Source organism: Plantibacter sp. LMC-P-059a, from assembly GCF_030209505.1.
Lineage (GTDB): Bacteria > Actinomycetota > Actinomycetes > Actinomycetales > Microbacteriaceae > Plantibacter.
Genome location: NZ_JARVRZ010000006.1, coordinates 407,893 through 423,088, shown reverse-complemented (window position 1 = coordinate 423,088; position 15,196 = coordinate 407,893). Strand labels below are relative to the sequence as shown.

Annotated in this window: 14 protein-coding genes; 5 read left to right on the top strand and 9 right to left on the bottom strand. The window is 70.3% G+C overall.

Going from position 1 to position 15,196, the window contains the following annotated elements; genetic code table 11:
- Nucleotides 1-3: 3 nt before the first annotated feature.
- The 3 genes from QRN27_RS15305 to QRN27_RS15295 all read right to left on the bottom strand — a co-directional run bounded on the left by QRN27_RS15305 (nt 4) and on the right by QRN27_RS15295 (nt 3,047).
- Nucleotides 4-1,410 carry an MFS transporter gene (locus tag QRN27_RS15305; protein WP_285042969.1) on the bottom strand — a complete coding sequence of 469 codons (1,407 nt, stop codon included), beginning with the start codon at nt 1,408-1,410 and terminating at the stop codon, nt 4-6.
- Nucleotides 1,411-1,415: 5 nt separating this feature from the next.
- Nucleotides 1,416-1,868, bottom strand: coding sequence for a MarR family winged helix-turn-helix transcriptional regulator (locus tag QRN27_RS15300; RefSeq protein WP_327078820.1), 453 nt, complete (start codon nt 1,866-1,868; stop codon nt 1,416-1,418).
- Nucleotides 1,869-1,988: 120 nt separating this feature from the next.
- On the bottom strand, nt 1,989-3,047 hold the full coding sequence (locus QRN27_RS15295) for a magnesium and cobalt transport protein CorA (RefSeq protein WP_285042968.1): 1,059 nt from the start codon (nt 3,045-3,047) through the stop codon (nt 1,989-1,991).
- Between the two features lie 347 nt (nt 3,048-3,394).
- On the opposite strand from QRN27_RS15295, the gene QRN27_RS15290 reads away from it, so the two are divergent.
- From QRN27_RS15290 to QRN27_RS15275, 4 genes are all read left to right on the top strand, one after another.
- Nucleotides 3,395-4,285: an alpha/beta hydrolase gene (locus QRN27_RS15290; protein ID WP_285042967.1), complete on the top strand. Its 891-nt coding sequence runs from the start codon at nt 3,395-3,397 to the stop codon at nt 4,283-4,285.
- A 188-nt stretch (nt 4,286-4,473) separates the two neighbouring features.
- Nucleotides 4,474-5,892, top strand: coding sequence for an NAD(P)/FAD-dependent oxidoreductase (locus tag QRN27_RS15285; RefSeq protein ID WP_285042966.1), 1,419 nt, complete (start codon nt 4,474-4,476; stop codon nt 5,890-5,892).
- Between the two features lie 56 nt (nt 5,893-5,948).
- Nucleotides 5,949-6,998 carry a lipoate-protein ligase LplAB gene (gene lplAB / locus QRN27_RS15280; RefSeq protein WP_285042965.1) on the top strand — a complete coding sequence of 350 codons (1,050 nt, stop codon included), beginning with the start codon at nt 5,949-5,951 and terminating at the stop codon, nt 6,996-6,998.
- A 67-nt stretch (nt 6,999-7,065) separates the two neighbouring features.
- Entirely contained in the window at nt 7,066-7,611 is a 546-nt protein-coding gene (locus QRN27_RS15275; RefSeq protein ID WP_285042964.1) for a HEAT repeat domain-containing protein, read from the top strand.
- A gap of 13 nt (nt 7,612-7,624) precedes the next feature.
- Here QRN27_RS15275 and QRN27_RS15270 read toward each other — a convergent pair whose 3' ends face one another.
- The 3 genes from QRN27_RS15270 to QRN27_RS15260 all read right to left on the bottom strand — a co-directional run bounded on the left by QRN27_RS15270 (nt 7,625) and on the right by QRN27_RS15260 (nt 9,470).
- Entirely contained in the window at nt 7,625-8,125 is a 501-nt protein-coding gene (locus tag QRN27_RS15270) for a hypothetical protein (RefSeq protein ID WP_056010879.1), read from the bottom strand.
- Between the two features lie 57 nt (nt 8,126-8,182).
- Entirely contained in the window at nt 8,183-9,112 is a 930-nt protein-coding gene (ppk2, locus tag QRN27_RS15265; protein WP_502929531.1) for a polyphosphate kinase 2, read from the bottom strand.
- Nucleotides 9,113-9,176: 64 nt separating this feature from the next.
- Nucleotides 9,177-9,470: a GNAT family N-acetyltransferase gene (locus QRN27_RS15260; RefSeq protein WP_285037617.1), complete on the bottom strand. Its 294-nt coding sequence runs from the start codon at nt 9,468-9,470 to the stop codon at nt 9,177-9,179.
- Nucleotides 9,471-9,539: 69 nt separating this feature from the next.
- On the opposite strand from QRN27_RS15260, the gene QRN27_RS15255 reads away from it, so the two are divergent.
- On the top strand, nt 9,540-10,409 hold the full coding sequence (locus QRN27_RS15255) for a DNA-methyltransferase (RefSeq protein ID WP_285042963.1): 870 nt from the start codon (nt 9,540-9,542) through the stop codon (nt 10,407-10,409).
- Nucleotides 10,410-10,483: 74 nt separating this feature from the next.
- On the opposite strand, the gene QRN27_RS15250 is transcribed toward QRN27_RS15255, so the two are convergent.
- The 3 genes from QRN27_RS15250 to QRN27_RS15240 form a co-directional block, all read right to left on the bottom strand.
- Nucleotides 10,484-11,494: a LacI family DNA-binding transcriptional regulator gene (locus QRN27_RS15250; protein ID WP_285042962.1), complete on the bottom strand. Its 1,011-nt coding sequence runs from the start codon at nt 11,492-11,494 to the stop codon at nt 10,484-10,486.
- Nucleotides 11,495-11,635: 141 nt separating this feature from the next.
- Nucleotides 11,636-13,084 (bottom strand): GH1 family beta-glucosidase, encoded by a 1,449-nt coding sequence (locus tag QRN27_RS15245; protein ID WP_285042961.1) that lies wholly within the window; start codon nt 13,082-13,084, stop codon nt 11,636-11,638.
- Between the two features lie 293 nt (nt 13,085-13,377).
- The gene (locus QRN27_RS15240; protein ID WP_285042960.1) at nt 13,378-15,174 is read right to left on the bottom strand and encodes an MDR family MFS transporter; all 1,797 of its coding nucleotides are present in this window, start codon (nt 15,172-15,174) and stop codon (nt 13,378-13,380) included.
- Between the last annotated feature and the right edge of the window lie 22 nt (nt 15,175-15,196).

Here is a 15,196-nt window from a genome sequence, read left to right as displayed (position 1 = left end):
CGCCTAGCGGCGGGAGCCGCTGAGTGAGCTGCGATCGTCGACCGGCGACGGCTCCGGACGGGGTTCGGCTGCTGCTGTCGCGCGCGGCTTCGCCTTCGGCAGTGGGATCGGCGAGGTGAGCGCGATCTGCTCCGAGAACTCCTCGGGAGTGACCGGTGCGACGACGCCGTCGTGGGTGAACTGCAGCCGCCAGCGGGAGTCCGGGGCGACGCGCAGGCGCAGGTGGTGCCGCACGACCCCGTAGAGCAGACCGGTGGCGCAGGCGACGAAGCCCGCCAGGGCCCCGAGTCCGAGCGCCCACCGCGGCCCGAGGGTGTTCGCGACCCACCCGACGATCGGCGCACCGATGGGCGTGCCACCCATGAGGATCGCCATGTACAGCGCCATCACCCGGCCGCGCACAGCGGCCTCCGTGGTGGTCTGGACGAGTCCGTTCGCGGTGGTGAGCAGGGTCACGGTCGAGAAGCCGACGAGGATGAGCACGGCGGCGAACGTCCAGTAACTCGGCATGAACGCGGCCGTCAGGGCGGCGACGCCGAAGAGCCCGGCCGCACCGACGATCATGCGCATCTGCGCCTGGGCCCGCCGCGCGGCGAGCAGCGCTCCGGTCAGTGAACCGATCGCGAGGACGGAGGAGAGGATCCCGTACTCACCGGCGCCCTTCCCGAACTCGACCGCCATCGTCGAGGCGAAGATCGGGAAGTTCATGCCGAACGCGCCCATGATGAAGACGATCACGAACACGACCATGAGGTCGGGGCGTCCGCGGACGTAGCGGAAGCCCTCGACGAACTGCCCGCGGGCGCGCGGTGCCCGCGGCGGCCTGCGGAGCTTGCCCGTGCGGAGGGCGAGCAGCGCCCCGATGACGCCGAGGAAGGTGAAGGCGTTGACGACGAAGACCCACCCGGACCCGATCGCGACGATGAGGAGACCGGCGATCGCCGGGCCGACCATACGGGCCGCGTTGAACGACGCCGAGTTGAGGGCGACCGCGTTCGACATGTTGTGCTCGTCGACGAGCTCCGAGACGAAGGTCTGGCGGGCCGGGCCGTCGACCGCGTTGATGATGCCGAGCGCGAGCGCGAAGAGGTACATGTGCCACAGTTCGGCGTGCCCGAAGATGAGCAGCGCGCCGAGGGCTGCGGCCAGGAGCATGAGGCTCGACTGGGTGAGGATGAGGATCTTGCGCTTGTCGAAGCGGTCCGCGATGAGGCCGGTGATCGGCACGAGCACCAGCTGGGGCCCGAACTGCAGGGCCATGGTGGCGCCGACGGCCACGGCGTCGTTGTCGGTCAGGTCGGTCAGGACGACCCAGTTCTGGGTGGTGGCCTGCATCCACGCGCCGACGTTCGACACGAGGGCGCCGATGAACCAGATGCGGTAGTTGACGCTGGACAGGGAACGGAACATTGCACTCACTGGGTGGCGAGTCTCCTCATGATCTCGGCTGCGCGGGCGAGGGTGTCGCGTTCGTCCGGGGTGAGCGCGCGCAGCTGCTGGGTGATCCACGCGTCGCGTTTCCGGACGGTCTCGGTGACGGTGGTGTGGCCCGCTTCGGTGAGGGCGATGGTGACCTTGCGGCGGTCGGCCGTGTCGGTCTCGCGGGTGACATACCCGGCCTCTTCGAGGCAGTTGACGGTGCGGTTCATCGATGGCGCGGACACGCGGTCGCGTTCGGCGAGCGCACTGAGGGTCGCGGAGCCCTCTTTGTAGAGCCCTCCGAGCACGGAGAACTGTGGATCGCTGAGGTCGTCGACGCTCTTCTCGCCGCGCAGGCGCCTCGCCAATCGGAAGGTGCCCATGCGGAGTTCGGAGGCCTGCTCCGCGATCGTCCGTGCTGTCGTCTTCGGTGCCGCTGTGCCTGCCACGAATGCTTAGCCTAGCTCATTAGTGAGGCTAAGTAAAGAGGTGGGCCCTTCGACAGGCTCAGGGACCGGAACCCCCTCCGGTCCCTGAGCTTGTCGAAGGGCGGCCAGTGACCAGCGCCGTCACAACCAGCGACGGAACCGGAAGATCGCGTACAGCGTGCCCGAGAGGGCGAGCATCGCACCGATCGCGACGGGGTAGCCGAACTGCCAGTGCAGCTCGGGCATCGCGTCGAAGTTCATGCCGTAGACGGTGCCGATGAGCGTCGGTGCGAAGAGGATCGCCGCCCACGAGGAGATGCGCTTGATCTCCTCGTTCTGCGCCAACGCCGTCTCGCTCATGCGGCGCGACTCCTCGTTCTGCGCGAGGCTCGCCTCGGAGAGTCGCCGCATCTCCTCGTTCTGCTGCTGCGTCATGAGGGTCGCGTGCACGGTCAGCGCGTTCCGGAGCAGGTGGCGGAACGAGTCGACGCGCTCGGCGATCCGGAGGACGTGGTCGAGCACGTCCCGGAATCCGTTGCGCAGTTCCTCGTCGAGCCCGTACTTGTCGGCCCCCTGCAGGAGTCCGTGGAGGACGGCGCGGAGTGGGGCGGTCGCGCGCTGGAACGCCATCACCTGGCGCAGCAGTTCGTAGATGCGGCGCGAGACGTCCGCAGCGTCGCCGAAGAGCTCGTCCTCGATCTCGTCGATGTCGTTCTCCAGCCCGGCGACGACGGGTCCATAGCCGTCGACGACCTGGTCGACTACGGCGTGCAGGACGGCGTCGGGGCCGAGCGCGAGGATGTCCGGCCGTGCCTCGAGCCGCCGACGCACCTGGCCGAGGTCGGGCTTCTCAGCGTGCCGGACCGTCACCACGAAACCGGGGCCGACGAACAGGTGCACTTCGCCGAATTCGACCCGCTCCTCGGCGTCCAGGTAGTGGGCGGGACGCAGGACGACGAAGAGGGTGTCGCCGTAGCGCTCCAGCTTTGCCCGCTGGTGGCCCTTCAAGGCGTCCTCGACGGCGAGCGGATGCAGGTCGAACTCCTGCGCGACGGAACGGATCTCCGACGGTTGCGGGCGGTACAGCCCGATCCAGGCCATGCCGCGCTGCTCGTTCAGGAGTTCGTACGTCGCGTCGAGGGAGCGCGGGCTCGCCGACCGTCGCCCGGTCACGTAGATGCCGTTGTCGATGAGTGCCATGAGGTCTCCGTCCGTCGATGGACGGGAGCGTGCGGCGGCCGCGCGGGTGCGGACGATCCTGGGGGACCGCACCCGGGGAGGTGTGAGTGGGCGCCTCGGCGCCGGCGGGGCAGCGCCTACCGGGTGGGGGAGGCGGAGCGGTTCGTCGACGCGATGGCGCGGGTACTGTCACCAGCCATGGCCGCTCACCTCGCTTCCGTCGATCCCTGCGGCCCGCCGTTCGGGCCTCGATCACCGTACGCCTGCCGCTGACGAACCGCAAACCCGCATCTGTGGGCTGATCGGGACCTGCCGCGCGGTGTGGAGGAGGCGAGGCGTCGAGCGTGCGGAAGGCCTACGCTGGCGGGATGAGCGAGCAGACCCCGCCACCTGTCGACGCCGACGACGCGAACCGGCCGTTCGAGCCGAGGCCGTACACGACCGAGACGATCGTGGACGACGACGGCGTCACGATCTACCTCTACATCTGGGAGGTGGCGAACCCGAAGGCCGTCGTACACATCGCGCACGGCGCCGGCGAGCACGCCCTCCGCTACGGCCGCCTCGCCGCGGCACTCAACGACGCCGGCTACACGGTCGTCGCCGACGACCACCGGGGCCACGGCCGGACCGGCCTCGAACATCTGGGTCTCGGCAAGCTCGGACCCCGCACCACCTGGGGTGCGATCGCCTCGCTCGCCGCCGTCGGTCGCCACCTCCGCACCCGGTTCCCCGAGTCGGCGTTGGCGCTCCTCGGCCACAGCTGGGGCTCGCTCATGGCGCAGAAGGTCGCCGCGCACCACGACCTCTACGAGTACCTCATCCTCTCGGGGACCTCGCTGGCCATGCCGGGCGTCATCAACGCCGGCGACCTCAACAAGCGGTGGCGGAAGACCGGCACCACCGGCCTCGAGTGGCTGAACCGGGATCCGGCCGCCTGGGCCGCCTTCGCCGCCGACGAGCGCAACTTCGACATCGGCGTCACGCCCGTGTGGAACCCGATCCAGGCGTTCGCCTTCCTCGGCCGGCCGCCCCGCCACATGCCGCGCAAGCTGCCCGTGCTCATCATCGGCGGCTCCGACGACGCGCTCGGCGGCGTCCGCGGGCTCACCCTCCTGCGCGACGCCTACGTCAAGCGCTCGAAGCTCACCGACGTGACGCTCATCATCTACCCCGACGCCCGACACGAGATCTTCAACGAGCTGAACCGCGAGGACGTCGAGCGCGACGTCGTGCAGTGGCTCGACAAGCGCACCTGAGTCGGCGCCCCGGTGCCTGAGCCAACCCCCTCCCGGCCCCTGAGCCGACCCTCTCCCGGTCCCTGAGCACGCCCCCTCCCGCTCCCTGAGCCCACCCCTCGCGGTCCCTGAGCCTGTCGAAGGGCGGGACAAGCGCGACGCCCACGGGGTACAGTCGCGGCATCCACTCTCGACGCGGAGGAGACCCGGTGACCTCGGACGGCCCCACCTACAGCCATCGTCGGCGCAACCCGGCCGAGCGCATCGCGCGGTCCCTCGCCGGCGCGAGCACCGTCCCGTACTGGCTCGACACCCCGGAGCGTCCGACACCCGAGCCCCGCCTCGTCGGCCACGTCGACACGGACCTGCTCGTCGTCGGTGGCGGCTACTCCGGGCTCTGGACGGCGCTCATCGCGAAGGAGGCGGACCCCTCGCGTGACGTCGTGCTGATCGAGGGCAAGGAGGTCGGCTGGGCGGCGAGCGGCCGCAACGGTGGCTTCTTCGAGGCGAGCCTCACCCATGGCGAGGACAACGGGGAACGCCATTTCGCCGAGGAGTTGCCGCAGCTCGAACGGCTCGCGGACGAGAACTTCGACGAATTCGTCGCCACGCTCGACCGCCTCGGGATCGACGCCGAGTTCGAGCACACGGGCGTGCTCACGGTCGCGACCGAGCCGCACCAGGTGGACGCCCTGCGCGAGGTCTCCGGCGACGGCGTCTTCCTCGACTGGGAGGCGGTCCAGGAGCTCGTGCACTCCCCGGTGTATCTGGCGGGCCAGCGCGAGTGGAAGAGCACCGCGCTCGTCCACCCGGCGAAGCTCGCCTGGGGCTTGAAGCGCGCCTGCATCGAGCTCGGCGTTCGCGTCTTCGAGCACACGCCGGCGATCGGTCTCCGACGCTCGGGCGACGGCGTCGCGGTGACCACGCGGCAGGGGAGCGTGCAGGCCCGCCGGGTCGCGCTCGCCACCAACGGCTTCCCCTCGCTCCTCAAGCGCACGGAACTCCTCACCATCCCGGTGTACGACTACGTCCTCATGACCGAGCCGCTCACCGCCGAGCAGCTCGCGAGCATCGGCTGGACGGACCGGTTCGGCATCGCCGACTCGAGCCGCGAGTTCCACTACTCCCGCCGCACGGCCGACGACCGCATCCTCTACGGCGGCTTCGACGCCGTCTACCACCGCGGTGGCCGGATCCGCCCTGAGCACGACCAGCGCCGCGAGACCTTCGAGACGCTCGCCGACCACTTCTTCACGACCTACCCGCAGCTCGACGTGCGGTTCACCCACGCCTGGGGCGGCATGATCGACATGTGCTCCCGCCTCTCGGCTTTCCAGGGCTCGGCACTCGGCGGTCGTGTCGCCTACAGCGCGGGGTTCACCGGTCTCGGGGTCGGGGCGACCCGGTTCGGGGCGAAGGTCATGCTCGACCTGCTGAGCGGTGAGTCGACGGAGCTGACCCGGCTGCGGATGGTGCGGTCCAAGCCGATCCCCATCCCACCCGAGCCCATCGCGAACCCCGCCATTCAGCTGGTCCGCCGCGCCGTCGCCCGCTCCGACGCGAACGAGGGCCGCGACGGCCTGCTCCTGAAGGTCATGGACCGCTTCGGCATCGGGTTCGACTCCTGAGCCGATCGGCACCGCTTCCGGGGAATCCGGACGCCGTCCAGGAATAGGCTGGGGGCATGCATGGTGAGTACAAGGTCCCGGGCGGCAAGCTCGTCGTCGTCGATCTCGACGTGGTCGACGGTCGGATCGCCGACTTCCGCCTGGCGGGCGACTTCTTCCTCGAACCGGACGACGCGCTCGCGCTGATCGACCGCGCGGTCACCGGCCTGCCGGCCACGACCGACGCCGCCGGGCTCGCCGCCGCCATCCGCGGCGCACTGCCGGAGAACGCCGTGCTCCTCGGCTTCACCCCGGAGGCCGTGGCGACCGCCATCCGCCGCTCGCTCGCGAAGGCCACCGGCTGGGGCGACTACGACTGGCAGCTCATCCACGACGGCTCCGTCTCCCCGCAGCTCCACCTGGCGCTCGACGAGGTCCTCACGAACGAGGTCGGCGAGGGCCGTCGCGGTCCGACGCTGCGCATCTGGGAGTGGGACCAGTCGGCCGTCGTCATTGGCAGCTTCCAGTCCCTCAAGAACGAGGTCGACCTCGACAACGCGAAGGCGAACGGCTTCGAGGTCGTCCGCCGGGTCTCCGGTGGCGGCGCGATGATGATGCAGCGCGGCGGGATCATCACCTACTCGCTCTACGTGCCGGCGGAGCTCGTGAACGGCATGACCTTCGCCGACTCCTACGCCTACCTCGACGACTGGGTGCTCGTCGCCCTCCGCTCGCTCGGCATCGAGGCGACGTACCAGCCGCTCAACGACATCACGAGCCCATCCGGCAAGATCGGCGGGGCGGCGCAGAAGCGCCTCGGAAACGGCGCGGTGCTGCACCACGTCACGATGAGCTACGACATGGACGGCGAACTCATGACGCAGGTGCTCCGCATCGGGCGCGAGAAGCTCAGCGACAAGGGCACCACCTCGGCGGCCAAGCGCGTCGACCCGCTCCGCAGCCAGACCGGACTCTCGCGTGCCGAGATCATCGACCGCATGAAGGACACCTTCGTGGAGATCACCGGCGCGACCCCCGGCCACGTCACGGAGGCGGAGCTGGCGGCGGCCGAGTCGCTCGTCGAATCGAAGTTCGACACCGAGGCCTGGCTCACCCGCGTCCCCTGACCCGGCCCTGCGTCGGTCGCCACGCGACCACCACGCCCCGGAGCCCGCGGACTAGGGTGGGGGAACGATGACAGCGCAGAACGAGACACCCGACACCCCGGTCCCCGCCACCCAGGCCTCCCTCGAGCAGCGACTCGCCGACGCGGTCGCCGCCGAGAGCGAGCCCCGCGTCGTCGAGCGCTGCGTCTCGCTCCTCGCCGGCCGGTACGAGGGTGAGGACTTCCTCCGTGTCGTCGGTGGTCACCACGCCGAGGGCATCCTCGGTGGCGCGCCCGCGTTGTACTGGCCGGAGCTCTGGGGCACCCGCGCCCTGCTCCACGTCTGGGACGACTCCGCGACCTCGGCCGTCGTCGCCGCACTCGGCAACCAGGCCTGGCGTGTTCGCGAGATGGCCGCACGGGTGTGCGCCGAGCGTCGCATCGGTGACGTCGCCACGATCGCCCCGCTGCTCAACGACGACCACGCGCGCGTCCGTGCCGGTGGCGCCAGGGCGCTCGCCGCTGTCGGGGGCGACGAGGCCAAGCCGCTGCTCGAAGGTCTCCTCCGCGACCCCGACCGCGAGGTCCGTCGCGCCGCCCAGCAGTCGGCGAAGGCGCTCAGCACTCGCAGCTGAACCGCGGACGGCGCTAGTGGGTCGCCGCTTCCAGCACGATGATGACGACGCCGAACAGGGCGGTCGCCACGCCGCCGAGGAGGCACCACCACCAGCGTGAGCCACGCACCACGAAGGCCGCGCACCCGAGCACGAAGAGCATCAGCGTCGACACCTGCAGCGCGAGGTTGACCGCCTGCTCATGGGCGAGGCCGCCGGCGACGCCCACGATGAGCGGGATGGTGGGCAGCACGGCGGAGAGCAGCATGCCGAACGACTCCTCGAAGCCGTGCCGGATCGACGCACCGAGGGTGACGGTGCCCTCGTGCCGGTCGTCACCGTGGTGGGCGAGCGCCGCCGAGTAGACGTGCGCCAACCAGAACACGACGAGGGTGATCGCGCTCGTGAAGAGCACCTGCTCGACGTCGTCCTCCTCGTACACGCTCGACGCGCCGACGAGGCCGGCGTAGACGATGGTGCCGTAGATCGCGCTCGACGACGTGAGGCGACGCAACGGTGACGAGTTCGGCTGCATGGTCCAGAGGATAGCGGGCCGGACGGCACCGCGTCCGGCTTCCGGCGACGCCCGGGATCAGACCGTGTCGCTCCGCTCGCCGCGCTCGCCGCGCTCGTAGACCGAGGCCGCCGGTCCGACGATGTTGGTGTCCGGGGTCCCCACCACCTCGTGGTCCTTGTTCGCGTAGTCGAAGCGGTGCAGCACGTGCCGCATGGCCTCCACGCGGGCGCGCTTCTTGTCGTTGCTCTTCACGATGGTCCACGGGGCGTCCGGCGTGTCCGTCGCTTCGAGCATCGCCTCCTTCGCCCGCGTGTAGTCGCCCCACTTGTCGAGCGAGGCGAGGTCCATCGGCGACAGCTTCCACTGCCGGACGGGGTCCACCTGGCGGATCGCGAAGCGGGTGCGCTGCTCGTCCGCGGAGACGGAGAACCAGAACTTGACGAGGTCGACGCCGTCGCCGACGAGCATCTGCTCGAACAACGGTGCCTGGCGCATGAACTCGTCGTACTGCGCCGGCGTGCAGAAGCCCATGACCCGTTCGACGCCCGCACGGTTGTACCAGGAGCGGTCGAACAGCACGATCTCACCGGCGGCCGGCAGGTGCTGCACGTAGCGCTGGAAGTACCACTGGGTGGACTCGCGGGCCGTCGGCTTCTCGAGCGCGACGACACGGGCACCGCGCGGGTTGAGGTGCTCGGTGAACCGCTTGATCGTCCCGCCCTTGCCGGCGGCGTCACGCCCCTCGAACACGACGACGAGGCGCCGGTCGTTCGCCTTGATCCAGTTCTGCAGCTTCAGCAGCTCGATCTGCAGCAGCCGTTTGTCGCTCTCGTACTGCTCGCGCGACATGCGCTCCGCGTACGGGTAGCCCTCGCGCCACGTGTCGATGTGGGAGCCGGCGGCGTCGAGCAGGATCGGGTCGTCGTCGTCGACGTCGATCACCTGGTAGCCGTCCATCCGGTCGAGCGGGGGCGGCGGAGCGTAGTGCGAGACGAGTTGCTGCATGGTCGGGACGCTAGTCCCCGTGCGTAACCGTCAGGTGGACGGTGGATGACGCGTGGGGGTCCGGTCAGCTCGCCGAGCGGGTGAGGAGGTCTTGGCGCTCCGGGTGGGCGTCGAACCACTCGCCGACGTACCAGCACATGGGCACGATCCGCCGCTCGCTGTGCTGCTCGACGTCGTCGACCGCGTAGGCGACGAGCTCGCCCGCGTAGCCCTTGCCGCGGAACGGCGGCGTCGTGAAGGTGCGGGGGAACGAGATCGAGTCGCCGGAGATCCGGTAGTCGACGACGCTCACCAGCTGGCCGTCGACGTGCATGGTGTAGCGCTGGGCGTCGGTCTCGTTGGCGAACTCGGTGGTCATACGGGGTGCAACGCGCGGGCCGGGTCGTTCCTTCCCGCCGCCACGGGGCCGGACTGCCAGAATGGGCACATGTCCCTCGCCGCCGCAGCTCCCGACGGGCCGCCGCTGTGGACGCCGGACGGGCCGGACCTCGTGCTCGAAGGCGACAACCTCGACGTCGTGGCGCAGCTGCCCGACGAGGCGTTCACGCTCATCTACCTCGACCCGCCGTTCAACACCGGTCGCGTGCAGCGTCGCCACTCCTCGACCTCGGTGCGCACGGCCGAGACGGGCGTGAACCGGTTCGCCGGGTTCAAGGGGCAGGCCTACGAGCGCATCCGCGGGGACCTCCGACGGTTCGACGACGCCTTCGACGACTACTGGGGCTTCCTCGAACCACGGCTCGTCGAGGCCTGGCGGGTCCTCGCCGCCGACGGCACGCTCTACCTCCACCTCGACTACCGCGAGGCCCACTACGCCAAGGTGCTGCTCGACGCCCTCTTCGGCCGCGAGTGCTTCCTCAACGAGATCATCTGGGCGTACGACTACGGCGCGAAGGCGCAGAGCCGCTGGCCGACGAAGCACGACACGATCCTCGTCTACGTGAAGGACCCGAAGGGGTACCACTTCGACAACGCGACCGTGGACCGCGAGCCCTACATGGCGCCCGGGCTCGTCACGGCGGAGAAGGCGGCGCGCGGCAAACTACCGACGGACGTCTGGTGGCACACGATCGTGTCACCGACCGGCCGCGAGAAGACCGGCTACCCGACGCAGAAGCCGGAGGGGATCCTCCGCCGGATCGTGCAGGCGTCCTCTCGCGAGGGCGACTGGGTGCTCGACTTCTTCGCCGGCAGCGGCACGACCGGTGCGGTGGCGAAGGCGCTCGGGCGTCGGTACGTGCTCGTCGACGAGAACCCGCAGGCGCTGGAGATCATCCGGGCCCGCCTGGCCCGGTAGGGAACCCGACCCGGTCCCTGAGCCCCACTCCGGTCCCTGAGCCCCAGCTCCCGGTCCCTGAGCCTGTCGAAGGGCTACACCGAGGCGCGCGACACGAGCCGGGTCGGCATCACGGTGACGCGCTCGACCGGCTCGCCCGCGAGGCGTCGCACCAGCACCCGGGCCATCTCGGTGCCGAGGTCCACGGGCGACTGCGCGACGGTCGTGAGCGGCGGCGCAGCCGTCTCGCCGTAGCGGTCGTCGTCGTACCCGACCACGGCGATGTCGCCGGGGATCGTCAGCCCTGCTTCGCGGATGACGGAGTAGGCGCCGGCGGCCATCTGGTCGTTCGCCGCGAAGAGCCCGTCGATCGGGACGCCGCGCGCGAGGAGACGGCGCATGGCGGCGGCGCCGTCGGCGGGGGAGAAGTCGCCCACCTCGATGAGGTCGGCTGGCAGGCCTGCCTCGGTCAGTTCGGCGCGCCATCCCGCGAGGCGGTCCACGCCGCCCGGCATGTCCTGCCGGCCGGCGATCGTCGCGATGTGCGTGCGACCCGCGTCGATGAGGCAGCGCGCCGCGCTCCGCGCACCCGCCACGTTGTCGACGTCGACGTAGGTGCTGTCGACGACGTCGGCCCCCATGGGGCGACCGCCGAACACGATCGGCAGCTCCCGGCCGAGTCGCGTGTACGAGTGGTCGCCGCTGTGGTGGGAGACGACGAGCGCCCCGTCGACGTTGCCGCCGAGCAGGTAGCGACGGGTCTTCTCGGAGTTCGCCTCGGAGGCGATGAGGAGGTTCAGCGTGTAGTCGGTCTCGGCGAGCTCGAGGGCGACCCCCTGCACGACGGAGGCGAAGAACGGGTCCGAGAACACGCGGGCGGTCGACTCCGGGACGACGAGCGCGATGACCTGCGTCCGGCGCGAGGCCAGCGATCGGGCGGCGCGGTTCGGCACGTAGTCGAGCGCCGCGATGGCCTCGTTCACGACGGCGACGACCTCCGGCGTGACCTTCGGGGAACCGTTGACCACCCGGGAGACCGTGGCGCGCGAGACACCCGCGCGGGCGGCGACCATCTCGAGCGTGGGGGCTCCTCGACCGGACAGCATCATCGTCCCCTTCCGAGCGGGTGTGCGTGGCCGAGTGCAGTGTATCGCCGCCCGTCTGGACGGCAGCGGCCGGTGACCGTTCTCAGGAGGTGACCGGCGTGTCGCGGCCTCGCGGGCGCGACACGCCGGGTCGCTCCTGCGTCAGGACAGTTTGGCGACGGCGGGTGCCGTGCGTGAGGCGGCGATGCGACGCGCGTAGGCGAGTCCGCTGTCCTTGATCGTCCGCACCTGGGTGTCGTAGTCGACCCGCACGATGCCGAAACGCTTGTCGTAGCCGTACGCCCACTCGAAGTTGTCGAGCAGCGACCAGACGAAGTATCCGCGCACGTCCGCGCCGTCGGCGATCGCCAGCTCCACCTGGTCGATGTGGTCCTGGATGAAGGCGTCGCGGTCGACGTCGTGGATGCGACCGTCCTCGGCGACGACGTCGTCGTACGCCGCACCGTTCTCGGTCACGTACAGCGGCGGCAGCGTCGGATACTCCCGGCCGAGCCGGACGAGGAGGGTGCGGAGCCCGGCGGGGTGCACCTCCCAGTCCATCGCGGTGCGCGGCAGGCCGCGGCTCGGGAAGGAGATCCCGGTGGAGGCGAGCCAGGGGGAGCCGACCTCGCGTTCGGTCGCGCCCGAGTGGCCGCCGTCGGCACCGGAGTCGTCGGGGTGACCGGAGACGAGGTCGTCGTGGTAGTGGTTCACGCCGAGGAAGTCGATGGGCGCTGAGATGGCCTCGAGGTCGCCGTCGTGGACGAGTTCCTCGAGGCCGAGGCCGGCGAGGTCCTCGGTGACGTCGGCCGGGTAGGCGCCGAGGACGATCGGTTCGAGGAAGATGCGGTTCATGATGCCGTCGACGCGGCGCGCGGCGTCGACGTCGGCCGGGTCCGTCGGGTCGGCCGGGATCGCGTTCGTGAGGTTGAGGGTGATGCCGATCTGCTCGGCGCCCAGCTCGCGGAGGCGGGTGGTCGCCAGCCCGTGCGCGAGGTGCTGGTGGTGGATGGCGGCGAGGGCGGCTGCCTCGTCGCGACGGCCGGGGGCGTGCACGCCGACCGCGTAGCCGAGGAGGGCCGAGCAGAACGGCTCGTTGAACGTCGTCCAGTGCTGGACCCGGTCGCCGAGGGCGGCGTAGGTGGCCTCGGCATAGTCGACGAAGCGGAGTGCCGTGTCCCGGTTGGCCCAGCCGCCCTGCTCCTCGAGGGCCTGCGGCAGGTCCCAGTGGTAGAGCGTCAGCCAGGGGAGGATGCCCGCCTCGAGCAACTGGTCGACGAGGCGGCTGTAGAAGTCGAGGCCGGCGGGATTGACCTCGCGGTCGCCCGGCTTGATGCGCGCCCAGCTCGTCGAGAAGCGGTAGGCGTCGAGGCCCAGCTCGCTCATGATCGCGACGTCGCCGGCGGAGCGGTGGTAGTGGTCGACGGCGACCTCGAGGTCGTCGCCGTTCGCGATCGCCCCCGGCACGCGGGCGAAGGCGTCCCAGATGGAGTCCTCCTTGCCGTCCTCGTGGGCGGCGCCCTCGACCTGAGCGGCGGCCGTGGCCGAACCCCAGAGGAACGGCGGCAGGATCAGGGCCGGGCGGCTGGTGGGCTGGGGGGCGTGCGTCATCGGAGCTCCTCGTGGCTGGGTGCTAGGCCATGCTATCGCCCCCTGAGAGCGCTCTCATGCACGGCGGGGTGCTCGTGCCGGCGCGGTGCGCTGACGTGAGCGCGGTGCACACGCGTGAGCGCGCCCCTCCGGAGGGGCGCGCTCACGTGCTGGGATCGCGGTCACGCCGAATCGGCAGCACTCGTGTCGGCGCACCGCGCCGGCACCGGGGTGACCACGTCAGCGCGGTGCGCCGGCGCCGGTCACCCCGCGGTCACGTCAGCGCGGTGCGCTGGCGAACCGACGAACGACGGTCAGCGCCTGGTGCTCGGGTCGACGACGCGGTTGCTCGCGGTGTCGGGCGACAGCTGCGACCCGGCCAGCTCGGCGGCGCGCTGCGCGGAGAGCGACAGCTCGTCCTCCGCATCCACGGCGGCCTGGGCGTCGGTCCGCTCCTGCAGGGCCGACTTCGCCCGCAGCGGCGGTGCCTTCAGGAACCAGCTCAGGACGAACGCGACGGCGACCACCGCGAAGCTCACCCAGAAGACCGTGACGGTCGCGTCGGCGAAGCCGGTCAGGAACGGCGCGGCCAGATCGTGGTTCGCGCCGACGAGGAACGAGGTGTCGCCGTCGAGCGCGGTACCCGCCGAGCCGCTGTTCTCCTGCGCCTGCTGCAGCACCTTCAGGATGCCCTCGTTCGCCGGATCGGACAGCACGGCCGGATCCTGCGCCGCGGTCCGGACGCGCTCACTGAGCGTCGGGTCGGCGAAAGCCGCCGCGATCGTCGTCGGGATCCGCGTGTAGAGCACCGAGAAGATGACCGCCGTGCCCAACGTTCCACCGATCTGACGGAAGAACGTCGACGAGCTCGTCGCCACACCGATGTCCCGCGCCTCGACGGCGTTCTGGCTCGCGATGGTCAGCGTCTGCATGAGCTGACCGAGGCCGAGGCCGACGAGCAGCATGCCGCCCATCATCCACCAGACCGGCTTGTCGGCCGTCGCGAAGCTGAAGTAGAAGAATCCGCTCAGCAGCAGGAAGGTGCCGACGATCGGGAACGCCTTGTACTTGCCCGTCCGGGCGATGATCTGGCCGCTCGCGATGGAGGAGATCATGAGGCCGAGGATCATCGGCAGCATGAGCAGACCGGACTCGGTCGGCGTCGCGCCCTCCACCAGCTGGAGGAACAGCGGCACCGTCATCATCGCGCCGAACATGCCGAACCCGACGAGGACGCCGAGGATCGTGGCGACCCGGAAGGTCGAGTTCTTGAAGAGCTTCAGCGGGATGAGCGCGTCGTCGCCCATCGCCCGCTCGACGAGGATGAACCCGACGATGCCGGCGACGCCGATCGCGTAGCAGGCGATGGAACCGGCCGAAGCCCAGCCCCAGATGCGGCCCTGCTCCGCGACGAGGAGGAGCGGCACGACGGCCAGCACGACCGTGGCGGCACCCCACCAGTCGATGCGGACACTGTGACGCGTGTGCGGGATGTGCAGGAAGCGCAGCACGATCGCGAGCGCGATGACGCCGATCGGCAGGTTGATGAGGAACACCCAGCGCCAACCGGTGATGAACAGCAGCTCGGGCGCACCGGCGAACAGGCCGCCGATCAGCGGGCCGATGACGCTCGAGACACCGAAGACGGCGAGGAAGTACCCCTGGTACTTCGCGCGCTCGCGAGGAGCGAGCATGTCGCCCATGATCGTCAGCGGCAGGGCCATGAGCCCACCGGCGCCGAGTCCCTGGATGGCGCGGAAGATCGCGAGCTCGTACATCGAGCCCGACATGCCGGCGAGCAGCGAGCCGATCAGGAAGATCGAGATCGCGATGATGAACAGCGGGCGACGGCCGAAGATGTCGGACAGCTTGCCGTAGATCGGCGTGGAGACCGTCGAGGTGATCAGGTAGGCCGTCGTGACCCAGGCCTGCAGGGCCATGCCGTCGAGGTCGTCCGCGATGGTGCGCATCGAGGTGCCGACGATGGTCTGGTCGAGGGCGGAGAGGAACATGCCGGCCATGAGGCCGAAGATGATGAAGAGGATCTGCCGGTGACTGAGGACGGGCGTGGATCCCGACCGCTCGGTCGAGGCGGGGGAGCTGGATGACATGCGGTCTCGTTCGACTCTGGGC